This window comes from Leifsonia sp. NPDC058230 (genome assembly GCF_042882245.1).
In the GTDB taxonomy this organism is placed as follows: domain Bacteria; phylum Actinomycetota; class Actinomycetes; order Actinomycetales; family Microbacteriaceae; genus Leifsonia.
In genome coordinates this window covers 19683-44100 of the sequence record NZ_JBHVWM010000005.1, presented here as the reverse complement: position 1 = coordinate 44100, position 24418 = coordinate 19683, and the positions used below count along the sequence as shown (strand labels likewise).

Annotated in this window: 23 protein-coding genes; 13 read left to right on the top strand and 10 right to left on the bottom strand. The window is 68.1% G+C overall.

All coding sequences use genetic code 11. The features are described 5' to 3' along the window. The first annotated feature begins 92 nt into the window (after positions 1-92). From kdpF to ACFVV0_RS16240, 7 genes are all read left to right on the top strand, one after another. A complete protein-coding gene (gene kdpF, locus ACFVV0_RS16270; RefSeq protein ID WP_387065322.1) occupies positions 93-182 on the top strand; it encodes a K(+)-transporting ATPase subunit F in 90 nt (29 codons plus the stop codon). Beyond that, positions 183-1856 carry a potassium-transporting ATPase subunit KdpA gene (kdpA, locus tag ACFVV0_RS16265; RefSeq protein WP_387065319.1) on the top strand — a complete coding sequence of 558 codons (1674 nt, stop codon included), beginning with the start codon at positions 183-185 and terminating at the stop codon, positions 1854-1856. Between the two features lie 2 nt (positions 1857-1858). Continuing rightward, positions 1859-4009: a potassium-transporting ATPase subunit KdpB gene (kdpB, locus tag ACFVV0_RS16260; RefSeq protein ID WP_387065316.1), complete on the top strand. Its 2151-nt coding sequence runs from the start codon at positions 1859-1861 to the stop codon at positions 4007-4009. Between the two features lie 22 nt (positions 4010-4031). Beyond that, positions 4032-4655, top strand: coding sequence for a K(+)-transporting ATPase subunit C (gene kdpC / locus ACFVV0_RS16255; protein ID WP_387065313.1), 624 nt, complete (start codon positions 4032-4034; stop codon positions 4653-4655). A 77-nt stretch (positions 4656-4732) separates the two neighbouring features. Continuing rightward, positions 4733-7165, top strand: coding sequence for a DUF4118 domain-containing protein (locus ACFVV0_RS16250; protein ID WP_387066346.1), 2433 nt, complete (start codon positions 4733-4735; stop codon positions 7163-7165). A 2-nt stretch (positions 7166-7167) separates the two neighbouring features. Beyond that, positions 7168-7860: a response regulator gene (locus ACFVV0_RS16245; RefSeq protein ID WP_387065310.1), complete on the top strand. Its 693-nt coding sequence runs from the start codon at positions 7168-7170 to the stop codon at positions 7858-7860. A 22-nt stretch (positions 7861-7882) separates the two neighbouring features. Continuing rightward, positions 7883-8320, top strand: a complete 438-nt coding sequence (locus ACFVV0_RS16240) for a YdeI/OmpD-associated family protein (RefSeq protein ID WP_387065308.1) — start codon at positions 7883-7885, stop codon at positions 8318-8320. A gap of 22 nt (positions 8321-8342) precedes the next feature. Here the strand turns inward: ACFVV0_RS16240 and ACFVV0_RS16235 are convergent, their stop codons facing one another. Beyond that, positions 8343-9182: a class II glutamine amidotransferase gene (locus tag ACFVV0_RS16235; RefSeq protein WP_387066344.1), complete on the bottom strand. Its 840-nt coding sequence runs from the start codon at positions 9180-9182 to the stop codon at positions 8343-8345. Between the two features lie 107 nt (positions 9183-9289). Between ACFVV0_RS16235 and ACFVV0_RS16230 the strand changes: the two genes are divergently transcribed. Together ACFVV0_RS16230 and ACFVV0_RS16225 are read left to right on the top strand one after the other, a co-directional pair. Next, positions 9290-10333, top strand: coding sequence for an ATP-binding cassette domain-containing protein (locus ACFVV0_RS16230; RefSeq protein WP_387065305.1), 1044 nt, complete (start codon positions 9290-9292; stop codon positions 10331-10333). Beyond that, positions 10330-11178, top strand: a complete 849-nt coding sequence (locus ACFVV0_RS16225) for an ABC transporter permease (protein WP_387065302.1) — start codon at positions 10330-10332, stop codon at positions 11176-11178. The genes ACFVV0_RS16230 and ACFVV0_RS16225 overlap by 4 nt, the downstream gene beginning before the upstream one ends. A 3-nt stretch (positions 11179-11181) precedes the next feature. Here ACFVV0_RS16225 and ACFVV0_RS16220 read toward each other — a convergent pair whose 3' ends face one another. The 6 genes from ACFVV0_RS16220 to ACFVV0_RS16195 form a co-directional block, all read right to left on the bottom strand. Continuing rightward, a complete protein-coding gene (locus tag ACFVV0_RS16220) occupies positions 11182-12741 on the bottom strand; it encodes a carboxylesterase/lipase family protein (RefSeq protein ID WP_387065300.1) in 1560 nt (519 codons plus the stop codon). Between the two features lie 77 nt (positions 12742-12818). Beyond that, the gene (locus ACFVV0_RS16215; RefSeq protein ID WP_387065297.1) at positions 12819-13067 is read right to left on the bottom strand and encodes a hypothetical protein; all 249 of its coding nucleotides are present in this window, start codon (positions 13065-13067) and stop codon (positions 12819-12821) included. 15 nt (positions 13068-13082) lie between these two features. After that, positions 13083-14177, bottom strand: coding sequence for a fatty acid desaturase family protein (locus ACFVV0_RS16210; RefSeq protein ID WP_387065294.1), 1095 nt, complete (start codon positions 14175-14177; stop codon positions 13083-13085). Between the two features lie 232 nt (positions 14178-14409). Continuing rightward, positions 14410-14634 (bottom strand): hypothetical protein, encoded by a 225-nt coding sequence (locus ACFVV0_RS16205; protein WP_387065292.1) that lies wholly within the window; start codon positions 14632-14634, stop codon positions 14410-14412. Between the two features lie 119 nt (positions 14635-14753). Continuing rightward, positions 14754-15002, bottom strand: coding sequence for a hypothetical protein (locus tag ACFVV0_RS16200; RefSeq protein WP_387065289.1), 249 nt, complete (start codon positions 15000-15002; stop codon positions 14754-14756). Between the two features lie 9 nt (positions 15003-15011). Next, positions 15012-16076, bottom strand: a complete 1065-nt coding sequence (locus ACFVV0_RS16195; protein WP_387066342.1) for a class I SAM-dependent methyltransferase — start codon at positions 16074-16076, stop codon at positions 15012-15014. Between the two features lie 200 nt (positions 16077-16276). Between ACFVV0_RS16195 and ACFVV0_RS16190 the strand changes: the two genes are divergently transcribed. From ACFVV0_RS16190 to ACFVV0_RS16180, 3 genes are all read left to right on the top strand, one after another. Next, on the top strand, positions 16277-16696 hold the full coding sequence (locus tag ACFVV0_RS16190; protein ID WP_387066340.1) for a YciI family protein: 420 nt from the start codon (positions 16277-16279) through the stop codon (positions 16694-16696). Between the two features lie 35 nt (positions 16697-16731). Further along, on the top strand, positions 16732-17931 hold the full coding sequence (locus ACFVV0_RS16185; RefSeq protein WP_387066338.1) for an RNA polymerase sigma factor: 1200 nt from the start codon (positions 16732-16734) through the stop codon (positions 17929-17931). Between the two features lie 77 nt (positions 17932-18008). Continuing rightward, complete coding sequence (locus tag ACFVV0_RS16180; protein WP_387065287.1) at positions 18009-18404, top strand: YciI family protein; 396 nt, start codon at positions 18009-18011, stop codon at positions 18402-18404. Here ACFVV0_RS16180 and corA read toward each other — a convergent pair. From corA to ACFVV0_RS16165, 3 genes are read right to left on the bottom strand one after another with little or no spacing between them, the layout of a single operon-like run. Further along, on the bottom strand, positions 18382-19353 hold the full coding sequence (gene corA, locus ACFVV0_RS16175) for a magnesium/cobalt transporter CorA (RefSeq protein WP_387065284.1): 972 nt from the start codon (positions 19351-19353) through the stop codon (positions 18382-18384). The two genes, ACFVV0_RS16180 and corA, sit on opposite strands and share 23 nt — an antisense overlap. 42 nt (positions 19354-19395) lie before the next feature. Then, positions 19396-21870 (bottom strand): glycoside hydrolase family 3 C-terminal domain-containing protein, encoded by a 2475-nt coding sequence (locus ACFVV0_RS16170; RefSeq protein ID WP_387065282.1) that lies wholly within the window; start codon positions 21868-21870, stop codon positions 19396-19398. A 38-nt stretch (positions 21871-21908) separates the two neighbouring features. Next, the gene (locus ACFVV0_RS16165) at positions 21909-23240 is read right to left on the bottom strand and encodes an MFS transporter (protein ID WP_387065280.1); all 1332 of its coding nucleotides are present in this window, start codon (positions 23238-23240) and stop codon (positions 21909-21911) included. Between the two features lie 142 nt (positions 23241-23382). Here ACFVV0_RS16165 and ACFVV0_RS16160 point away from each other — a divergent pair, with 142 nt between their 5' ends. Then, positions 23383-24417 (top strand): LacI family DNA-binding transcriptional regulator, encoded by a 1035-nt coding sequence (locus tag ACFVV0_RS16160; RefSeq protein WP_387065278.1) that lies wholly within the window; start codon positions 23383-23385, stop codon positions 24415-24417. The last annotated feature ends 1 nt before the right edge of the window (position 24418 follow it).

Genomic DNA, 24418 nt, shown 5'->3' with positions numbered 1-24418 from the left:
GGAGATATTCCGTTGTTGGACATTATTTGTGTGCTGGGGATTCTCGCGCTTGGCGCGATCGTCGCCCTGGTCGGCCGAGGGGTGGAGAAGCTGTGATCTTCTTCAATCTCCTGGCGGCGGTACTCGCCGTCGCATCGCTCGCGTACCTCGTCTACGCCCTGCTGAAGCCGGAGAAGTTCTAAATGACGTTCTGGCTCTTCGTGGCGATGCTCGCCACGCTCGTGCTCATGCTCGGGCTCTCCTACCGGCCGCTCGGCGACTACATGGCCGCGACCTTCCTGTCGAAGAAGGACCTGAAGATCGAGCGCGGTTTCTACCGGCTGATCGGCGTGGACTCGAAGGCCAGCCAGAGCTGGCCCGTGTACCTCCGCAGCGTGCTCGCCTTCTCCATCATCGGCGTGCTCCTCGTCTACGTGCTGCAACGCGCGCAGGCGGTTCTCCCGTACTCCCTGGGCCTGCCCCCGGTGCCCGAAGGTCTGTCGTTCAACACGGCAATCTCCTTCGTGACCAACACCAACTGGCAGTCGTACTCGCCTGAGGTCACGGTGGGCTACACCGTGCAGATCGCCGGTCTCGCCGTGCAGAACTTCCTGTCGGCCGCCGTCGGCATCGCGGTCGCGATCGCCCTCGTGCGTGGATTCGCCGCGCACCGCTCGGGCACCATCGGCAACATGTGGGTGGATGTGACCCGCGCGACCCTGCGCATCCTTCTGCCGCTCGCGGCCGTTTTCGCGATCATCCTGATCATCGGTGGCGCCGTGCAGAACTTCAACGGGTTCACGCACGTCACCTCGCTGACGGGAGGCACGGTCACCATTCCGGGAGGACCGGTCGCCTCTCAGGAGACGATCAAGCTGCTGGGCAACAACGGTGGCGGCTTCTTCAACGTCAACTCCGCGCATCCGTTCGAGAACCCGACGGCCTGGACCAACCTCATCGAGGTCTTCCTCATGCTGCTGATCCCGTTCTCGCTGCCGCGCACCTTCGGCAAGATGGTGGGCGACAAGAGGCAGGGATACGCGATCCTCGGCGCGATGGCGACGATCTTCATCGTGTCCCTGGTCGCTCTGACGCTGTTCGAGCTGCAGGGCGGCGGTTCCGCCACCCAGGCGGCCGGAGGCGCCCTCGAAGGCAAGGAGCAACGTCTCGGCATACTCGGATCGACGTTCTTCGGAACGACGAGCACGCTGACCTCGACGGGTGCCGTCAACTCGATGCACGACAGCTACACGCCATTGGGCGGCATGATGACGATGCTGAACATGATGACGGGCGAGGTGGCTCCCGGTGGTATCGGGGCCGGCTTGTACGGCATCCTGATCATCGCGATCATCGCCGTGTTCCTGGCCGGCCTGATGGTCGGACGCACCCCCGAGTACCTCGGCAAGAAGCTCGGCTCCCGCGAGATCAAGCTCGCGAGCCTCTACATCCTCACGACTCCGTCGCTCGTGCTCCTCGGCACCGGCCTCAGCTTCGCGATCCCGGCGATCAGGGACAACATCGAGAAGGTCTCGATCTGGAACCCCGGTCAGCACGGCTTCTCCGAGGTGCTCTACGCGTTCACCTCCGCGGCGAACAACAACGGCTCCGCGTTCGCGGGACTCACCGCGAACACCCCGTGGCTGAACGCAGCGCTCGGTACCGCGATGTTCCTCGGCCGGTTCCTGCCGATCGTCTTCGTGCTCGCACTGGCCGGATCGCTGGCGGCCCAGGACAAGGTCCCCGCAACCGCCGGCACCCTGCCGACGCACAAGCCGCTGTTCGTGACGCTGGTCGTCGGCACGGTCGTCATCGTCGCCGCACTCACGTATTTCCCCGTTCTCGCGCTGGGTCCCCTGGCTGAAGGGCTTAACTAAGCATGTCCACCATTTCCGAATCTGCGCCCCACCAGGCGCACAAGCCCTCGCAGAAGGCACCGCAGGGCGCCTTCAGCACGGGTCAACTCATCAGCGGGCTCCCCGGCGCGTTCCGCAAGCTCAACCCCCGGGACATGTGGCACAACCCCGTCATGTTCATCGTGGAGATCGGCGCCGCGCTGACGACCATTCTGGCCATCGCGGAACCGTTCCTCGGCAAGCAGACGTCGGGCGGGTCGACGACCACGCTCGCGTTCACCTGGTCGATCGCGATCTGGCTGTGGCTGACCGTGCTCTTCGCGACCCTCGCTGAGTCGGTCGCCGAAGGCCGCGGCAAGGCGCAGGCTGCGAGCCTGCGAAAGACCCGCACGACCACCGTCGCGAACCGCGTCGCCGACTACGACGACGCGACGGATGCGGCGGCTACCAGCGCATCCGTCTCCCAGGTCGCGTCGGCCGATCTCCGGCTCGGCGATGTGGTCGTCGTGACCGCAGGCGAGCTCATCCCCGGCGACGGCGACATCATCTGGGGCATCGCCTCGGTGGACGAGTCGGCCATCACCGGCGAATCCGCCCCCGTCGTCCGCGAGTCGGGCGGCGACCGCAGCGCTGTCACCGGCGGCACCCGCGTGCTCTCCGACCGCATCGTCGTTCGCATCACCAGCAAGCCCGGTGAGACGTTCGTCGACCGCATGATCAAGCTGGTCGAGGGTGCGTCGCGTCAGAAGACGCCGAACGAGATCGCGCTCAACATCCTGCTCGCGAGCCTGACGATCATCTTCGTGGTCGTGGTTCTCGTGCTCGGCCCGATCGCCGGGTTCGCGGATGCGTCCCCCACACTGCCCGTGCTCGTCGCCCTGCTGGTGTGTCTGATCCCGACCACCATCGGCGCGCTGCTGTCGGCGATCGGCATCGCCGGCATGGACCGTCTGGTGCAGCACAATGTGCTCGCCATGTCCGGCCGTGCCGTCGAGGCCGCCGGCGACGTGACGACGCTGCTGCTCGACAAGACCGGAACGATCACCTACGGCAACCGTCAGGCGAGCGAGTTCACGCCCGTCGACGGAGTCGCCCCGATGGATCTGGTCCGCGCCGCGGCGCTCGCATCGCTGAGCGACCCGACCCCCGAAGGATCCTCGGTCGTCTCGCTCGCCTCGCAGATGGGCTTCACCCACGAGGGCGCGCTGGACGGCGAGATCGTGCCGTTCACGGCGCAGACGCGCATGAGCGGTGTCGACTTCGCGGACGGCACGCAGGTCCGCAAGGGCGCTGCGTCCTCGGTGATCGCCTGGGCGGAAGAGTCCGGGCCGGTCGCCTCGACCGTTCTGAGCGAACTGCACGATCAGGTCGAACGGATCTCACAGGTCGGTGGCACGCCCCTCGCGGTCGCGACCAAGACGGCCACCGGTGAGGCCAGCATCCTGGGCGTCATCTACCTGAAGGACGTCGTGAAGCAGGGTCTCGCGGCCCGGTTCGCCGACATGCGCCGGATGGGCATCCGCACGGTGATGATCACCGGCGACAACCCGCTCACCGCCAAGGCGATCGCCGCCGAAGCAGGCGTGGACGACTACCTCGCCGAGGCGACGCCAGAGGACAAGCTGGCGCTCATCCGCCGCGAGCAGGAGGGCGGAAACCTCGTCGCGATGACCGGTGACGGCACCAACGACGCCCCTGCCCTCGCGCAGGCGGATGTCGGAGTCGCGATGAACACGGGCACGTCGGCCGCGAAGGAGGCCGGCAACATGGTCGACCTCGACTCCGACCCGACCAAGCTGATCGACATCGTGAGCATCGGCAAGCAGTTGCTGATCACCCGCGGAGCGTTGACCACGTTCTCGATCGCCAACGACGTCGCGAAGTACTTCGCGATCATCCCGGCGATGTTCGTGGGCGTCTTCCCCGGACTGCAGGCGATCAACATCATGCAGCTGCACTCGCCGTCCTCCGCCATCCTGTCGGCCGTGATCTTCAACGCGATCATCATCGTGATCCTGATCCCGCTCGCACTGCGAGGTGTGCGCTACCGCCCGTCATCGGCATCGATACTGCTGCGCAGCAACCTGCTGATCTACGGCCTCGGCGGCATCATCGCTCCATTCATCGGAATCAAGCTCATCGACCTCGTCGTCGGCCTGATCCCAGGGTTCTAGAAAGTAGACCGGACAAAACATCATGAACGCATCGATACGTGGAACGGGACGCCAGTACTGGGTGGCCCTGCGGGCGCTGCTCATCTTCACCGTGGCTCTCGGGATCGTGTACCCGCTCGTCGTCACGGGCATCGGGCAGGTCATCACCCCGGCGCAGGCGAACGGCTCGGCCGTCACCTACCAGGGCAAGACGGTCGGCTCGAGCCTGATCGGCCAGGGCTTCGTCGACAAGAAGGGCAACCCGCTGCCGCAGTGGTTCCAGTCGCGGCCGTCCGCGGCCGGCGACGGCTGGGATGCGGGAGCATCCAGCGGAAGCAACTTCGGCCCGAACAACCCCGACCTCCTCAAGGCGATCAGGGACCGCAAGGCCGTGATCGAGAAGACGGACGGGGTCGTCGCGAGCGTCATCCCGTCGGACGCGCTCACCGCATCCGGATCGGGGCTCGACCCGCACATCTCGCCCGACTACGCCCTGCTCCAGGTCAACGCCGTCGCGAAGGCTCGTGGCCTCGCCCCGGCCACGGTCAAGAAGCTGGTCGAGTCGCACACCCAGGGTCGTGACCTCGGCTACCTCGGCGAGCCGACCGTGAACGTGCTCCAGCTGAACATCGCTCTGGCGCAGCTGGATCCCAACGGAAACGGGTAGGGACAGGTAGCGTGACCGCCCGCGGCAACCTGCGGGTGCTGCTCGGTGCGGCTCCCGGTGTCGGCAAGACATACACAATGCTCGAAGAGGGTCGCCGACTGCGGGATCTGGGCAAAGACGTGGTCGTCGCGGTCGTGGAAACCCACGACCGCGACGCCACGGCGTCGATGCTCACGGGTCTCGAAGTCGTTCCCCGGGTGACCGTCGAACATCGCGGCATCGAGCTCACCGAGATGGACCTGGATGCCGTGCTCGCGCGGCATCCGGACATCGCGTTGGTCGACGAACTGGCGCACACGAACGCGCCGGGATCGCACAACACCAAGCGGTGGCAAGACGTCGACGCGATCCTCGAAGCCGGCATCAATGTCATCACCACCGTCAACATCCAGCACATCGAATCGCTGAACGATGTCGTCGAGCAGATCACCGGCGCTCCCCAGCGCGAGACCGTACCGGACTCGGTCGTCCGGAGCGCCAATCAGGTCGAGGTCGTCGACCTCGCCCCGCAGGCTCTACGCGACCGTCTCGCCGACGGCCAGGTCTACCCGGCGGTTCGCATCGACGCCGCCCTTTCGAACTACTTCCGCCTCGGCAACCTGACCGCCCTGCGCGAGCTGACCCTGCTCTGGCTGGCCGACGAGGTCGACAGCTCTCTGAAGCGCTACCGAGCCGAGCACGGCATCGACCAGAAATGGGAGGCGCGCGAACGGGTCGTCGTGGCGCTCACCGGTGGGCCGGAGGGCGAGACCCTGCTTCGGCGGGGTGCGCGCGTGGCGGCGCGTTCCTCCGGCGGCGAGCTCTTGGCCGTGCACGTGACCAGCCAGGACGGCCTGCGCGAGACCAACCCGGCTGCGCTCGCCGCCCAGCGCGCCCTCGTCGAGCAACTCGGCGGCACCTATCACCAGGTGGTCGGCTCGAACACTCCAGAAGCGCTCGTCACCTTCGCGCGGGCGAGCAACGCCACCCAGCTCGTCATCGGCGTCTCCCGTCGCAGCCGCCTCACGGCTCTGCTCACCGGTCCCGGGATCGGCGCGACGGTCATCCGCGAATCGGGCGACATCGACGTTCACATCGTCTCGCATGCCGCGGCCGGGCGACACCTGCTGTCCCTCCCGCGACTCGGCGGCGCCCTGAGTGTGAGGCGTCGCTTACTCGGATTCCTGCTCGCCGTGGTCGTCGGTCCGCTGCTCACCCTCGCGCTCCTCCCGATCCGCAATCCCGACTCGCTCACCGCGGACACGCTCAGCTACCAGCTGCTCGTCGTGGTGGTCGCGCTCGTCGGCGGTATCTGGCCGGCCCTGTTCGCTGCGGTGCTCTCGGGGCTGACGCTCGACTACGTCTTCGTCGAGCCCTATTTCAACATCACCATCGGGCGTCCCACGCACCTTCTGGCCCTCACCCTCTACGTGGTCATCGCCACCCTGGTCAGCCTCGTCGTCGATCAAGCCGCCCGTCGCAGCCGCGCTGCGGCGCGCGCAGCGGCCGAGTCGGAACTCCTGGCCACGGTCGCGGGTGGCGTCATCCGTGGCGACGACGCCCTCCAGGCCATCGTCTCCCGAGCCCGGGAGGCGTTCGGGATGCGCGGCGCACGACTGGAGGCCGAAGGAACCCAACCCGTGACCGACGGTGACACCCAGGGCACGCCGTCGACGACCATGCCGGTCGGTGAGCGCGGACGACTCGAGCTGTTCGGGCCCGACCTGCAGGCATCCGACCGCCGTCTCCTCGTCGTCATCGTCACCCAGCTCGATGCGGCACTCGAGCATCGGGACCTCAGCACGGTCGCCAAGGAAGTCGGCCCCCTCGCCGCAACGGACAAGGTGCGAACCGCCCTGCTCGCGGCGGTCGGCCACGACCTCAGGCGCCCGCTTGCTGCGGCGACGGCAGCGGTCACCAGTCTCCGCTCGCGCGATGTCGTCCTCTCGGAGAAGGACAGGCAGAGCCTGCTCGAGACGGCCGAAGTGAGCCTGAGCGGCCTCGCGGACCTGCTGACCAACCTGCTCGACGTGAGTCGGGTCCAGGCCGGCGTGCTCGCGGTGTCGCTCACCGCCGTCGATATCGAAGACCTGGTCCCCTCGCTCATCGACGAGCTCGACCTCGCTCCGGGCGACATCGTGATCGACATCCCCGACGACCTGCCGCCGGTGCACGCCGACGGCGTGCTGCTGCAGAGGTCGATCGTGAACCTCCTGACCAATGCGCTCCGCTATGCGCCTGCAGGTCAACCGCCGCGCCTCAGCGCGAGCACGTTCGCGGGGATCGTCGAAGTGCGCGTCGCCGACACCGGCCCCGGCGTGCCCGACGATCGGAAGGAGGAGATCTTCCAGCCCTTCCAGCGCGTCGGAGACCTGGACAACACCACCGGCATCGGTCTCGGGCTGGCGCTGACGAAGGGCTTCGTCGAAGGAATGGACGGAACGCTCACAGCGGAGGACACTCCCGGCGGCGGTCTCACCATGGTCGTCTCGCTGCAGGCCGAACCGGCTCCGAGCAAGAACGAGGGATAAGCGTGAAGATCGTTGTCGCAGACGATGACCCTCAGATGCTCGGAGCGCTCAGGATCATCCTCGGGGCACACGGCTACGAGGTGAAGCTGGCTCGCACGGGCAAGGAAGCGCTCGACGCCGTCATCGCCGAGCATCCGGAACTCGTCGTGCTCGACCTGGGCATGCCGCAGCTCAACGGCCTGGAGGTCATCGGGGCCATTCGCGGCTGGAGTTCAGTGCCGATCGTGATCGTCTCCGGACGAACCGACTCCGCCGACAAAGTCAGCGCTCTGGATGCCGGGGCGGACGACTACGTCACCAAGCCGTTCGCCGCCGATGAGCTGCTGGCGCGCATCCGTGCCCTCACCCGGAGGACCGCGGGCACGGCCGACGAACCGATCGTGCGATTCGCGAACGTCACCATCGACCTCGCCGCCAAGGTGGCGACCGTTCGGGATGAGGGGGTCGACACGGTCGTGCGGCTCACCCCGACGGAGTGGCAGATCCTCGAGCTGCTGCTGCGGAACCCGCGCAAGCTCGTCACCCAGCGAACGCTGCTCACCGAGATCCGGGGGCCCAACCATGTGGGCGACACGGGATACCTCCGCCTCTACATCGGACAGCTCCGGAAGAAGCTCGAACCGGATCCGGGCCGCCCGCGCTACTTCCTCACCGAGGTCGGGATGGGCTACCGGTACGTCCCCGAGGCCGACTAGGCTCCGCGTCAGGGAGGTCACCATGGAGTTCATCGCAACGCTGCAGCTCGGGGGCAAGACGGCCACGGGCATCCGGGTTCCGGACGACGTCGTCGCCGGGCTCGGAGGAGGCAAACGGACTCCGGTGCAGGTGACGATCAACGGCGTGCAGTATCCGAGCACCATCGCCATGCTGAGCGGTGAGGCGATGATCCCCGTGAGCGCGGAGATCCGCGGCCTGGCAGGCGTCGAGGCCGGCGACGAACTGACCGTGACGATCGAGAAGGACGACCAGCCGCGCACGGTCGACGTGCCCGCCGACCTCGCGGCGGCACTGGCCGCCGACGCCGCCGCGGGAGAGCGATTCGCGAGGCTCTCCTACAGCAACCAGCGCCGCCACGTGCTCGCCGTCACGGGAGCCCGCACCGACGAGACGCGCGCACGCCGGATCGCGAAGGTGCTCGACGAGCTCAGCGGCTAGCCGGCCGGACGCGCGCGCAGGACTACGCGGCCTCCATGAACGGCCGGTGCTCGTAGCCCGATTCGTGGAGGGTCATCACCGTCGACTCCGGCACCTCGACGAAGGCGCCGGGCAGATCGTTCAGCGGCTCGGAGACGACCACGCGGGCACGCTCGCCGAACAGCTTCAGCCGTTCTGCATCCGGATACAGCTGCTGCAGCGTCGGGATGTCGACCGAGTGGAAGAGCGAGCGCGTCATGCCCTGCGTCGAATAGCGGAACGCCCACACCGTGGCTCCGTCGGAGAGCGCGATGGTGGCCTGCACGGGGAATGCGACGCCGTGGTCGTGGGCGACCGATTCGACCATCCGGAGCGCCTTCTCCACTCCCCCGATCGGGTCGTCGCGCAGGCCGAGCGTGAGCGCGAGGTGGAACAGCACCTCGGAGTCGGTGGTGCCCTTGATGTGCGGGTACAGCGACGGGTCGACTGCGAACGTCAGGTCGCGCTTCATCTTGTCGAAGCCCGAGAGGAAGCCGTTGTGCATGAACAGCCAGTTCTCATAGCGGTACGGGTGGCAGTTCGTCTGCTGGATGGGCGGCCCGCCCGCGGCGCGCACGTGCCCGAAGAACAGCGGACTGGCGATCGAATCCGTCAGCTCGCGCAGGTTCTCGTCGTGCCAGGCGGGCTCGATGCTGTGGAACATCGCCGGCGTGCTGCCGGCCACCGACCCTTCCGGATACCAGCCGAACCCGAAACCGTCACCGTTCACGGTCTCAGCACCGAGCGGCGAATTGAGCGATTGGGCGACCAGCGAATGCTGGGCGTCGAGGATGAGGGTGGACGGTTTGAGCGGTTCTCCCGAGTAAGCAAGCCAACGGCACATGTCAGTCATCTCCCGTGTGTCCCGGCATCGGCGCAGACAGGATCGGGACTCAGTCACGACCCTAGCTCTCTGACGGCGAGCGGTCTATGTGCGGTAAGTTCCTTTGCGTGCCGTACATCGAAGCGTGTGGCCTGAAGAAGACGTACCGTCCCCGCGGTGCGGAACCCGTACACGCTCTCGACGGCCTCGACCTGCAGGTTCCTCAAGGCACGGTTCAGGCGCTGCTCGGCCCCAACGGAGCGGGCAAGACCACGGCCGTCAAGGTGCTCACCACGCTGATCGAGCCGGACGAGGGCACGGCGACGATCGACGGGGTCGACGTGCTGACGCGGCCCGAGCGCATCCGGCCCATGATCGGTGTCTCCGGTCAGTACGCGGCCGTCGACGAGAACCTGACCGGCTTCGAGAACCTCGACATGGTCGGCCGGCTCTACCACCTGGGCGCGCGGCGATCCCGGGCCCGCGCCAGAGAACTGATCGACCTGTTCGACCTGACCGAGGCGCAGAACCGGCCGGTCAAGGGATTCTCGGGCGGCATGCGGCGCCGGATCGACCTCGCCGGTGCTCTCGTGACCAGGCCCCGGATGCTGTTCCTCGACGAACCGACCACCGGCCTCGACCCGCGCAGCCGGCTGGGGATGTGGGACATCATCAACTCCCTCGTCGGCGAGGGGACGACGGTGCTCCTCACGACCCAGTACCTCGAGGAAGCCGACCAGCTCGCCGACAGCATCTCGGTGATCGACGACGGCAAGGTGATCGCCGAGGGGACCTCCGACGAGTTGAAAGCGTCGATCGGCGGCCAGAAGATCGAGCTCACACTCGTGTCGACCGACGACACGGCCACCGCGATCGACATCCTCAGCCGCTACGGCACCGGGGAACCGAAGGTCGAGAACGAGGGTCGCGCGCTGAGCGTCAACGCCGACGACGCTCCCGCCGCCCTGCAGCACGTTCTCGCCGAGTGCAGCGCCGCCGGAATCCGCCTGTTCGATGCGGGGATGCGCCGCCCGACACTCGACGACGTCTTCCTCCGCCTGACCGGCCACATGGCGTCCGCCGACGAAGAGGGCGACGGCGACGACCAGGCCCCGACCTCGAAGTCCAAGCGGAAGAAGACGGCGCGAGAAAGCGAAGCGAGGCAGCGATGACTGCGACGACGAGCAGACCCCCGGAGATCGCGCCGGCGAACACCTCGGCCATCGCGAACTGGTTCAACGACGGCTGGATCACCACGCGCCGCAACCTGATCAAGATCAAGCGCGTGCCCGACGTCCTCGTCTTCACCACCCTGCAGCCGATCATGTTCGTGCTGCTCTTCACCTACGTCTACGCGGGCGTGATCGACATCCCGGGCAGCACGTACACCGAGTTCATCATGGCCGGCATCTTCGCGCAGACCGTGGTCTTCGGCTCCACCTATTCGGGCTCGGCGATGGCTCAGGATCTGCGCGACGGCATCATCGACCGTTTCCGCACCCTGCCGATGAGCCCCTCCGCGGTGCTGATAGGGCGCACCAACGGCGACCTCCTGATCAATTCGATCTCGATGGGCGTGATGATGGCGACGGGGTTCATCGTGGGCTGGCGCATCCGCTCGAGCGCGATCGAGGCGATCGGCGCCGTCGCCCTGCTCCTGCTGTTCGCGTATGCGCTCTCCTGGGTGATGGCCTTTCTCGGGATGAGCGTGCGCAGCCCCGAAGTGATCAACAACGTCTCGTTCCTCATCCTCTTCCCGCTCACGTTCCTCTCGAACGCGTTCGTTCCGAGCGACACCCTGCCGCCCCCGTTGCAGGTCTTCGCGGAGTACAACCCGGTCAGTGCGCTCGTTCAGGCTGCCCGAGAGTTGTTCGGCAACGTTCCGCCCGGTGCTCCGGAACCGACCGCCTGGCCGCTGCAGTACCCAATCGTGACGGTCCTCATCGGGGTGACGGTCGTGCTGCTGGTCTTCATCCCGCTGTCCATCCGCAAGTTCACCAGCATCACGAGCCGCTGAGCGTCATACGGGCAGTTGACGGATCGTCTGCCCGAACTCCGGAAGGAACAGGTTCCACGCGCGGCGCTGCGCCCGGTGCGGGTCCTCCTCGATGCGGTCCTCGTCGTTGATGATCAGGGTCATGCGCGAGCGCTCCGTGTACGACGGCCATCCGTCGACCTCGCCGCGCTCGGCGAAAGTGAGCCAGTGCTCCCGCATCCGTTCTCCGGCATCGGCGTAGAGCTCGCTGCCGCCGAGCGAGGTGATCGCACGGGCGAGGGGGACGTCCATCCGATCGAACAGCGCGAACATCTCGACGCCGTGCGTGGCGTCCAGCCCCACGAGTCTGAGCAGGCGGGGCGCGAAGTCGAACCGGTAGACGTGCACCGGTGCGAACGCAGAGTGGAAGTCGGCGACCCGGATGCTCGGATACCAGAACCCGTAGTCTCCCCCGAAGTCGGCGGCAGGTCGACGTCCGGGCAGCCCGGGGTAGGCCTTGCGCATCCGGGGACGGGATGCTGCGGGGGCGCGGGTGAACAACGAGTCGATCCTCGACGGCGACCTCGGCAGGATGTCGACACGTCCACGGAAGATGGAGCCCTCCCGCTCGTTCGTCCCGATGATCAGCGGGACCCGGTGCGCGCGGCCGGCGCGCACGGCATCCATCGGATGCTCGGGGAGGAACTCACCGTCGATCACGGGAGCGAGGCAGAACATCCCCGGGTAGGCGTCCGGAGTGCGGACCTGCAATACCAGGCACGCGTTGAGGAGGTCGGAGACGCGCGCACCCACGAGCAGGTCGTGATCGTCTTCGGGCACAGGGGACGGCACCAGGCCGCGCAGGATCTGAATGAACTCGGCCGCCCACTCGCCCGTCTGCGCGGGAGGGTAGACGGCGCTCGGCGGTGCGCTCTGTGCGATTGCCCGGGCGAACAGCCCCTCGGCCGACGGGGTGGCGAGCAGGGTCACGACGGCGTTCCCACCGGCCGACTCCCCGAAGACCGTCACGTTGTCGGGGTCGCCGCCGAAACCGGCGATGTTGTCCCGCACCCAGCGCAACACGGCAACCTGATCCCGGAGGCCGAGGTTGCTCTCGATCGGCCGCTCGGGGGTCGAGTACCGGGTGAAGTCGAGGTAGCCGAGCGGTCCGAGCCGGTAGTTGAAGCTCACGTAGACGGCCCGACGGCACAGCACAAAACTCTGCCCCTGCCCGGAGAACTCGCGAGACGACCCCTGGCTGTAGCCTCCGCCGTGGATGAACACCAGCACCGGCAGCGGCCCATCGACGTCGGCGGGCGTCTGCACGTTGACGCTCAGACAGTCCTCATCGGACGCGTACGACGAGGGGGCTCCTCGAAGCCGCCGCCGAAGCGTCTGGGGCGCCTCGGCACCGAACCTGGTCGCGTCGCGCACACCGTCCCACGGCACCACGGGAGCCGGCGACCGGTAGCGCAGGTCCCCCACCGGCGGCGCGGCATACGGGATCCCCCGCCACGAGTCGACTTCGCCTTCGCGCACCCCGAGGACGTCGCCGCCGGTCACGCTCACGCGCAGCTTCGACCTCTGTTCGCTGAGTACGCGCATCCTGGAACCTCCTCGCCCGCTCAATAGAACGCCGACCTGGGGCCGCACGAAAGGGGGTCGAGCCTTTTGGTTCGCCGCTAGCTCGCGGCCGCGACCGTCTTACGGTAGACGTAGGTGACGAATCGGGGAGCGTCGGAGTCGTCGAAGAGGGTGAAAACGTCGAGCCCGTGGGTGTTCTGCTCCCGCGACTCGATCGCGACCGTCGCGGGCAGCGCATCCGGTGCGGCCTCGAGGATCACGGACACGTCGGAGGCCTGGCTGCGCGGGTAGACCAGGAAGGCGACCACCTTGCGTGGCCGCGACCCGATATGCGCCGGCTCTCTCACCTCTGTGGCCCGCGATCAGCGCAGCGTCGCTGCTGCCGGGCAGTCGAACGGGTCACGGGCGGAGAGACCGACCCGGTTGAGGTACTTGATGACGATGCCGTACGAGCGCAGAAGCGTCGTCTCGGTGTACGGGATGTTCTCGGCCGCGCAGTGCTCGCGCACGATCGCCGCCGCCTTGCGCAGGTGCGGGCGGGGCATGCTCGGGAAGAGGTGGTGCTCGACCTGGTAGTTGAGGCCGCCCATGAACGCGGTCGTGCCGAATCCCTCGATGTTGCGCGAGGTCAGCACCTGACGGCCGAGGAAGTCGACCTTCACGCCCGCCTCGATCAGGGGCATGCCCTTGTGGTTCGGCGCGAAGCTGGCACCCATGTAGATGCCGAAGACGGCCAGCTGCACCCCGAGGAACGCGACGGCGACGGGGAACGGGATGAGCCAGAAGACGACACCGAGGTAGAGCGCGAACCGAACCACGAGGAACGTGATCTCTTTGCCGCGTCCGTCGACCTTGCCACGCTTGAACAGCGTGCCGAACGAGCGCACGTGGAGGTTGACGCCCTCGAAGGCGAGCAGCGGGAAGAAGAGGTAGCCCTGGCGGCGCGTGATCATGCCCAGGATGCCGCTCTGCTGCTTGGCCGCATCTTCTTCGGTGAACGTGATGGTGTCGACCTCGATGTCGGGGTCCTTGCCGATCGTGTTCGGATTTGCGTGGTGGCGGGTGTGCTTGGTCATCCACCAGGCGTAGCTGATGCCGACGAAGAGGGTCGCGAGCACGCGCCCCATCTTGTCGTTGAGGGGTCCGGATGCGGCGATCTGCCGGTGGGACGCCTCATGCCCCAGAAACGCGAACTGGGTGAAGATGACGCCGAAGGCGCCGGCGACGAGGAGCTGAAGCCAGCTGTCGCCAAGCAGTGCCATCCCGGCGAACCCGGCGGCGAGCGCCACCACGAGCCCGGCGAACACCAGCGAGTAGAAGACCGGCGTTCGGCGCAGAAGGCCGCCGTCGCGCACGGTGCTGAGCAGCCGCGAGTAGCTTCCCGTGCCGATCGGCTGGGTGCTGATGCGGGGCCCCGTCTTGCGAATCGGGCCGAGCGTAGGTGCGAGTGTAGACATGCCATGCCGTTCGGTCGATTCGACTTCCCAGCCGGCGTTAGCGGGTATGCACCCTCAGATGTCCTCAAGCTACCGTGTCAGGCTGACCGGCGCCCGTTAATAGCCTCCTCACTTGTCGGGTGCCCTCCGGCCGCCGTGTCGGGATGAGGGGTCGCAACACGCCGTCTCCCCGGTGCGTCGCACGGCGCGTTGCGACCCCTCATCCGTTTCGGGGGTCGCGCTACGCGCTCCCTCATCCCTCACGGTTCTCAGCCGCGACCGCGTCCTGGCCGGCCCAGTAGTTGCCGAGCACGAGGAAGACCACGCCCTCGGCTGCCAACAACACGAGCCAGAGCCACCAGGGAGCAACCGCCCCGAAGATGAGGGCCGACGCGACAACGCCGAGTGTCGAGCCGACGGATGCCACTTTGCGCGGCGTGGTGGCGTGGATGGCTGTACGAACATCGGGCCTGAACATGTCGACGATCCTCACTTGCAGCGTCCTCAGGGGCTCCGCGGGCGTCCCGATGACACTCCCGACCCTGAAGTTATCGATCCTGCGCCGAGGGACACAATGCTTACATTGGAATATCAGCCCTACGCGCTCAGCCAGCGGTAGATCTGGCCGTCTCGCAGTTCGACGGACTCGGGTTCGGGGAGCGCCGCATCCGTCGCTGCGAGCTCGGAGAGGAGGGCGAGCACGTTGGCGCGGCCGCGCACGGTGTCGCCCGACGGCGTCGTCCAATGGAGGTAGGGATGCAGCAGGAGCTTCGCGTCGCCGGGCCGGCCCTGCGCGAAGGCCGCGAGAACGCCTCCGACCTGGGCCCGTGCATCCTCTTCGGTCATCGATATCTCCTACGGGCGGTGGGACGCCGTCACGGTGAACTTCGCATTGCGCGCGATCTGCCGGGTCGGCCCGACAGTGCGTTCCAGCGCGGCGCGATAGCCGAGGTGGGAGTTCCAGACCGTCCAGAGCTCCCCGCCGGGCGACAGGACGCGGGCCGCGTCGGTGAACATCCGGTGCGCGATCCCGGTGTGCACGGCGCTGCCGATGTGGAAGGGCGGGTTCAGCACGATCAGGTCGGCGCTCGCATCCGGACGGCCCCCGAGGGCGTCGTCGCGCACGACTGTCACCCGCGAGGTCACGCCGTTCGCCGAGGCGGTCGCGGCGGCCGAGGCGACCGCCGCGGCGGACTGATCGGTGGCGATCACGTGGATGCCCGGGCGACGCATGGCCAGAGCGCTCGCGAGTACCCCGGTTCCGCAGCCGAGGTCGATCGCGGTGCGCGCATCCGGAACAGCGTCGTCGAGCACGCCCAGCAGGAGGCGGGTTCCGATGTCGACCGAGGTTCCGGCGAATGCGGCGCCGTGCGCGCAGACCCAAAGCGCTAGGTGGTCGTCGTAGTGGCGGCGGGGCCAGGAGCCGAGCGCCGCAGCGGCCGCGGGGAGAGCATCCGTGACCGTGAGCACCCGCGCCTTCTGCCGGGCGAGCGACGCCTGCACCGAGCCGAACACCTGCCCGAGCACGCCGTTCATCCCGGTGGTCAGGTGCTTCACCATGCCCCCCGCATAGACGGTCGCATCCGGATGCGCGTGCTCGGCGATGAGGGCCGCGATCTCGGCGAGCGCGTCGAGGCTTCTCGGCAGGCGCAGCAGCACCACTCGCGCGCCCGTGACGAGCGACGGGTCGAGCTGGTGCTCCTCGTACGTTCCGTCCAGGCCGAGCAGCTCCGCGTTCGCAGCGAGTGCTCGGGAGCCGGTCAACGCATCCTGATACACCCGGATGCGTCGGCCGCCCTGGAAGGCAGCGGCGAGCGTGAGTGCTCCATACGAATCGCCGATGACGGCCACGTCGCCGTCGCCTGCCTCCCCGAGCGCCTCGGCGGCCGTGTCGAGGATGAGCCGATCGGCCGCATCCATCGCGAACAGGTTCGGCGCCTCGATGTCGGGCCGGCGACGGAGGCGCTCGAAGGGGAACTCGGGGATGCTGGGCACGCTCCTTCCTACCATCCCGACCCGCCTCCGAAGATTTCTCGCGGATCTGTCGATTCGAGCCTTTCGCGTTCGACCTTGGGGTGAGAAAGTCAGAACGGACTTTCCGGACGACAAGGGAGAACATGATGGCGAAGTACATGCTGATCTGGCGATCGACAGACGAGGCGAACGCGAAGTTCGAGAACGTCGACTTCAACGAGATGCTCGAGTCCGTCGGCAAGTTCAACGACGAGCTGATCCGCGCGGGGGTCCTGCTCGCAGCCGAAGGGCTGGAGGACCCGTCGAAGAGCGTCGTCGTCGACTTCACGGGCGAGACACCGGTGGTCACCGACGGCCCGTACGGGGAGACGAAGGAGCTGTTCAACGGCTACTACATCCTCGACGTCGCGTCGGTGCAGGAGGCGGTCGAGTGGGCCAAGCGCGTGCCGAGCTCCGACGGCACCAAGGTCGAGATCCGCCGGGTTCCGACGATCGACGAGTTTCCGCAGGACAACGTGTGGATCCAGAAGGAGCGCGCCTGGCGCGAGGCGACCGGGCAGCTGTGACCGAAGAGCGGCGCGCCGTCGAGGCGGTGTGGCGGATGGAGTCCGCCCGCATCGTCGGCGCGCTCGCCCGGTACACGGGTGATTTCGCTCTGGCGGAGGACGTCGCTCAGGAGGCTCTCGCCGAGGCGCTGGTCGGCTGGGCGACGGCCGGTGTGCCGCGTGACCCCGTCGCGTGGCTGCTGACCGCCGGTCGACGTCGCGCGATCGACGCGTTCCGCCGTCGCGCCGCCGGTGACGAACGTTACGCCATCCTCGCCGGTGACCTGGACGCCGGCGGCCCGGATGCCGACCTGCTGTTCGATCCGGACGCGATCGACGACGACGTGCTCGCCCTGATGTTCACGGCGTGCCACCCCGTGCTGTCGAAGGAGGCGCGGATCACTCTGACCCTCCGGGTGGTCGGCGGACTCACGACGGACGAGATCGCGAAGGCCTTTCTCGTGCCGGTTCCGACGGTGCAGGCGCGCATCACCCGGGCGAAGAAGACGCTCGCCGCTGCGAAGGTGCCCTTCGCCGTGCCGGAGGCACGGGAGCGGGCCGACCGGCTGGGTTCGGTGCTGAGCGTCGTCTATCTGATCTTCACCGAGGGTTCGTCCGCATCCGGCGGCGACGCGTGGATCAGGATCGACCTGGCGCACGAGGCGGTTCGCCTGGCACGCGTACTGGTACGGCTCGAACCCGAGCCAGACGTGTACGGGCTGCTGGCGCTCCTGGAACTCACGGCGGCCCGCTTCCCTGCCCGGGTCGACGCGGACGGGAAGCCCGTCCTCCTGGAAGACCAGGACCGTCGTCGCTGGGATCGCTCGGCGATCCGGCGCGGGCAGGCGGCACTCGCCCAGGCCGCCTCGGCGGGCCGTGGACTCGGTCCGTATGGTCTGCAGGCCGCGATCGCCGAGTGCCATGCGGTGGCGGCTTCGGTCGCCGAGACCGACTGGGACCGCATCGTCCTGCTCTACGAAGCGCTCGGACAGGTCGCGCCGTCGCCGGTGGTCGACCTCAACCAGGCGGTGGCGGTCGCGATGGCGTCCGGGCCCGCATCCGGGTTGCAGCTCGTCGACGAGATCGCCGCGCGGGGCGACCTCGACGGGTCGCACCTGCTGCCGGCGGTTCGCGCTGAGTTGCTCGCCCGTCTCGGGCGCCGCGACGAAGCCCGGCGAGAGTACCTGCTCGCGGCCGACCTGTGCGGTAACGCGGCCGAACGCGCGGTGCTCGCCGAGAAGGCGGCGGCGGCGTAGGCAGGATTCTCGGCGATGATGTCGAAAACGTGCGCGTTCGTTCGACGGCAGGATTAACGACGAAAGGGGAAGCGCTCATGCGGTTCCAGATTCTGATCTACAACAACGCCGAGTTCGACATGGCTCTCCGGAACGGACTCATGGAGGAGCTCGACAGCACGCACCGCGCCGTGATCGAGGAGCTCACCGCATCCGGGGAACTCGTCGACAGTGACGAGTTGAGCACGACGGCGGCGGCGACGGTGCGCGTCGACCCAGGCACGAGGATGGTGCTCGCCGTTGACGGACCGTTCTGCGAGTCGAAGGAGTGGGTGGGCGGCTACTACGTGGTCGACGTCGCCGGCATCGATCGCGCGGTCGAGATCGCCGGACGGTTCGTGGAGGCGCGGTTCTCGCCGATCGAGGTCCGGCAGCTCGTGCACGCCGGGAATGCCGTGAGCGGGTCCGTGGCTACAGCCAGCCCTTCCGTTTGAACGCCCAGTACAGCCCGAGTCCCGTCGCGAGCATCAGCGCGATCGCGAAGGGGTAGCCGAACGCCCAGTGCAGTTCGGGCATGTACTGGAAATTCATCCCGTAGATGCTGCCGATGAGCGTCGGGGTGAAGAGGATCGCCGCCCACGACGAGATCTTCTTCACCTCATCGTTCTGCTGCTGCCCCACGAGCGCGGTGTGCACGTTGAGCGCGTTCTGCAGGATCTCGCGGAACCCGTCGGCACGCTCGGTGACCCGGATGACGTGGTCGTGCACGTTCCGGAACGCCTCGCGGAGCGACAGGTCGAACCCCGCCTGTTCCAGGTGATCCCGCAGCGTCTGCAGCACCCCACCGAGCGGAGCGACCGCCCGCTGGAAGTGCATCACCTCGGTCGAGAGCTCGTAGATGCGGCGCGAGACGCTCTGGTCGCCGTTGAAGAGCTGGTCCTCGATCTCGTCGATGTCGTTCTCGAGGCCTGCGACGACGGGGCCGTACTCGTCGACGACCTGGTCGAGGATGGCGTAGAGCCCGGCGATCGGGCCGTGGGCGAGCATCCCGGGGTCCGACTCCATCCGACGCCGCACCGCAGCCAGGTCGGGAGTCTCGGCGTGCCGCACCGTGATGAGGAAGTCGTCACCGAGGAAGACGTGGACCTCACCGAACTCGACCTTCTCGGTCTCGTCGATGTACCGCGCCGGGCGCAGCACCACGAAGGTCGTCCCCTCGTACTTCTCGATCTTGGCGCGCTGATGGCCGGTGAGCGCATCCTCGACGGCGAGCGCCGGCAGGGTGAACTCGGTCGCCACTGCGCCCAGCTCGCTCTCCGAGGGCCGGTACAGGCCGATCCACGCGAACCCGTGGCGGTCGCGAACCGCCTCGTACGTCTCGTCGAGCGATGCCGGGGCGGCCGTGCGCCGCCCATCGACGTACACGGCATTGTCGACAAGCATGGCGGCAGCTCCTTCTCCGAGGCTGCCGCCACGCTATCGCCTTCAGACTGTGAACTCGATGGGGCTCGACAGTGCGGCGACGGATGCGCCCACCCGCACCGCGTACGTGCCCGCCTCCGTGATCCACGCGTGATCGTCGACCGACCAGTGCTGCAGCGAGCGGGGCTCGATCGTGACGGTCGCGACCGTCGACTCACCCGCATCCGCCCGCACCACGGCGTAGCCCGCCAGCCACAGGACGGGCCGTTCGACACGTGACCCGGATGCACGCGACAGATACACCTGCACGACCTGCTTCCCGGCGCGGCCGCCCGTGTTCGTCACCGGCACGCTCACGGTGAGATCGTCGAGCGTGGCGTCACCGAACTCCCACTCGGTGTAGCCGAGCCCGTGCCCGAACGGAATCGCAGGCGCCGGCCCTCCTGCCCGCTGCCGGCGCGCCCACTCGCGGTACCCGACGTTGAGCTTCTCGTCGTAGAAGAGCTTGCCGTCGACCGGCTCGACCTGCCAGACCGGAACGTCTTCCTCGGTGGCGGCCCAGGTCGTCGGGATGCGCCCGCCGGGTTCGCGCACGCCGCCCAGCACGTCCGCGAGAGCCCCGCCCATCTCCTGACCCGGGAACCAGGTGAGCAGCACCGCGGGGGCTGCATCGAGCCACGGCATGATGACCGGACCGCCGGAGTTGACGACGACGACCGTGCGCGGGTTGGCGGCGAGCACGCGCCGCACCAGCTCATCCTGACCCTCGGGGAGCCGCAGATCCTGCCTGTCGAAACCTTCAGACTCGAGCTGGTCGGTGGTGCCGACCACCACGACGGCGACATCGGATGCGGCGGCCAGCTCGACCGCCCGCTCCAACTCGTCCGCGGCGTCGGCGAACGGCTCCTCGTAGCCGAGCGTGAACATCACCGCCGAGAGCCCCGCCTGCTGCTGCGGCCGGTGCTCGAGGCGCAGCTCGACGGTCTGGCCGGCGCTCAGTGCGATGGGGAACGCCTGCTTGGGCGGGTTCAGGAACGCCATGAACGGGTCCGTGCCCTCCGGGAAGAACAGGCCGTCGCTCTTCAGCTCGCCGTCGACCTCGAAGCGGAACAGGCCCAACCCTGCGAACCCGACCGCGTACTCGCCGTCGGCGGGGGCGGTGAAGCGCGCCCTCGCCTCGACCACGGTCGTGTCGGCCAGCACCGGGTCGCCCAGCCAGGTCAGCCGACCACTGCCGCGATGCTCGTCGAGCACGACCCGGCCGTCGTCGGCGAGGAAGCGCACGTGCACGCCGGGCTCGCCGGTCGTCGGGTCGGAGGCGGTCGCGCCGTCCAGCGGCAGGAGCGCGTCGGAGGCCCGGACGCCGGGCGCGAAGGCCACCCGGTCGGCGCCGAAGGCCTCGGTGAGCCCCGCGAGCGGCGTGACGACATGATCCGGGAAGACGGTGGCCGACCCGCCACCCTGGCTGCGCGCGACGCGGGCGTGCTGACCGATGACGGCGATCCGGGGGGCGGATGCGCTGTCGAGCGGGAGCAGGCCCTGGTTCTTGACCAGCACCATCCCGTCGGCCGCCGCCTCGCGCAGCAGCGCGTCGATCCGCTCCTGCGGCCATGGCTCGGCGAGCGGCGTGGCCGGGGCGACATCGGCGAGCGCCCCGATGCGCCCGGCCAGCCGAAGGATGCGCAGCGCCTTCGCGTCGATGTCGGCCTCGGAGACCTGGCCGGCGCGCACGGCCTCGACCAGCGCATCCCCCCACACACCGTCGGGCCCGGGCATCGCGAGGTCTTGCGCCGCGACACCGGCCGCGACCGTGTCGCGAACGCCCATCCAGTCCGAGACCACGACACCATCGAAGCCCCACTCGTCCTTGAGCGGCGAGCGCAGCAGCTCGTTCTCGGTCATCGTCGTGCCGTTGACCGAGTTGTACGACGACATGACGAGCCACGCGCCGCCCTCGGTGACCATCCGCTCGAACGGTGCCAGGTACACCTCGCGCAGGGTGCGCTCGTCGACGATCACGTCGACGGTCATCCGGTCGGTCTCGCTGTCATTGGCGACGAAGTGCTTGGGCGTCGCCCCGACGCCGCACGACTGGATGCCCTTCACGAACGCGGTGCCGATCACACCCGACAGCCACGGGTCCTCGCTGTAGGCCTCGAAGTGGCGCCCACCGCGCGGGGAGCGCTGGATGTTCACCGTCGGCCCGAGCGCAACACCGACACCCTTGCGGCGCGCCTCGGCGGCGATCAGCCGGCCGAGTTCGAAGACGCGCTCGACGTCCCAGGATGCGGCCAGCGACGTCGGCGACGGCAGGTTGGCCGAGCTGTCGCGCTCGTCCCAGAGCTGTCCGCGCACACCAGCGGGGCCATCGGAGACGACGATGGTGTCGAGCCCGATGTCGGGTTCGTCGTGCAGGGTCCAGAAGGACGCGCCCGTGAGCAGGCGCACCTTCTGCTCGAGGGTGAGCCGCTGAAGCAGGGCGGCGATGACGGCCTCGGTGTCGGGGTTCGTCACGGTGAGGGTTGTCTCGGAGGTCACGATTTCACTTTCGTCGGAGAGGGATGAACGGGGCGTCGTCAGCGAACGGACTTGATCGGGATGACCGCGAATGCGCCGAGCAACGCGATGACGATGCCGATGGGGAACAGCGCGGCGTATCCGCTGAAGGCGAAGACGATGAGGCCGGCGAGCCCCGGGGCGAGCGTCTGCGGCAGGGTGGCCGCGATGTTCAGCACTCCGAGGTCTTTGGCGAAGTCGTCCTTGGACGGAAGCACCTCGCTCATCAGTGCGGTGTCGACCGACTGATATGCACCGAAGCCGAGGCCGCTCACCAGCGAGAAGATCAGCATCCCCGTCACGGTCGGCATGATCAACGGGAACACCAGCGAGACGGCCAGGACGAGACCGGCCACGATGACGACGATCTTGCGTCGGCCGAGCTTGTCGGAGAGGGGACCGCCGATGAGCGTGGACACGATGATGCCGGCCAGGCTGACCAGCCCGAGAAGCGGCACGTAGCCCACGGCCTCGTCCTTGAGGCCGATGAAGTCCTGCAGGATGTAGAGCTGGTATCCGGTCACCATGAAGTACCCCGCATAGAGGAGCAGACGGCCGGTGAATCCCCAGAAGAAGTCCGGGTGCTTGACGGGGCTGACCCAGAAGGTCTTGGCGAACGCCACGAGATTGAAGGCCGGCTTGGGCTCGTCCTTGTTCGAGCGGTCGGGGTTGAAGACGATGAACAGCACGATGAAGATCAGGGCCAGCCCGGCGAAGGTCAGGTAGCCGGCGGGAATCGCCTTCGCGAACTGAGCGCCGACGATCTGGCCGCCGAGCGCGCCGACCATCACGCCGAGTCCGGCCAGTGCGGAGAACGTTCCGCGCACAGCGCTCGGAACCCGATCGGGCAGGATGGCGCTCAGTGGGCCCTGCGCGAAGTTGTAGGCGATCTGCACGATGATCCAGGCGATCGCGAGCTGCACCAGGCCGTTCGCCGCCGCCATTCCGACGAGCGCGAGACCGCCCACCAGCACACCGGCGACCATCCACGGTGCACGGCGTCCGAAGCGGGTGCGCGTGCGGTCGGAGACCGTACCGGCGATCGGCTGCGCCACCATCGCGGCGAACGCTCCGATGGTCGCAACGATTGCGAGCGCGCCCGCCTTGTTCGCGTCGCCGACGATGCCCTGGATCTGCAGCGGCAGCAGGATGCCCGGCACGGCGCCCCAGATCATGAAGATGCCGACGTTGGCGAACAGCATCGAGATCATCAGTTTGAGGAGCTTGCCGCGCACCTTGACCTTGGGGGCGACGGCCGAGGGGGCCGACGTGGGCGCGGCACTGAAATCAGATCCGGCGGTCGTAGTGGTCGCTGTGGGCGGCTGGTTCGGGTTGTCTGACGGCGTTGTCACAGGGGTTGTCCTTTCGAGCAGGCGACGTTGCGTGCTAACACGCGTAACCATAAACCACTCCCCGGGCTTAATACAAGCCATCACTCGGTTTTGTGCTTACTCGCGTAACCGGATGCCCCTTCCGACCTAGACTGGCCACAGCATGTTCACTCCCCAGGTCGTCAAAGCGCCGACGAGCACCGATGTCGCTCTCGCTGCCGGAGTGTCGCGCGCCACGGTGTCCTTCGTCCTCAACGACAAGCCGAACTCGCGCGTCTCCGACGACACCCGCCACCGCGTGCTCGAAGCCGCCCGGTTGCTGGGGTACACCCCCAACACCGCCGCGCGCTCACTCGCCAGCGGTGAAGCGGTCGCCGGCCTGCTCCTCGCCGCCACCCGCCGCGACTACGGAGCGACCGTCGCGCGCAGCTTCGACCTCCTCCTCGACCACACCATCGAGGACGGCACGGATGCGCTCCTCCACGCCGACACCGAACAGTCCGGCGCCGCCGCGGCCCAGCTCTGGGCAACACTGCGCCCGGAAGCTGTGCTCGCCGAGTCCGCCCGCTGCGACGCCGAGGCCACCGAGCTCCTGCGCCTGGCGGGCGTGCGGGCGTTGATCGTGCACGGCTCCGAGGCGGTCGACTACGCTCCGTCGCTCGTGATCCCGCAGCGCCCGTTCGGGCTGCTCGCCGTCGAGCACCTCGTCGCGCTCGGCCACCGGCGCATCCACTTCCTCTCCCCCACCGCCTCGGCCGCCGCCGAGACCGGGAGTGAACGTCTTGCTGGGGCACGGGACGCCGCCGCGGCGGCAGGCATCGACCTGACCGTCTGGCACGCGGGCGCCACCAGCGCGTCCCTGCGCGACTGGGCCCACGCGTGGCGCTTCGACCCGGCCGCGCCCACCGCAGTCGTCGCCTACGACGACCGACTCGCGATGGCGGCCATCCGCGCTCTCGCCGATGCGGACATCCGCGTTCCCGCCGACGTGTCGGTCGTCGGCGCCGACGATCATCCCGCCGCCGCGGACTACATCCCCCGCCTCACCACGACGACGTTCGCCGCCGGGACACTGGCCGAAACCCTCCTCGATGCCTACACGCGCATGCGCGCCGGCGAACGCGTGGAACGCCTCGACGCACCGCCGGCCGCCCTCGTGGTCCGCGAATCGACCGCACCGGCGGGCGCCCGAACCTAGA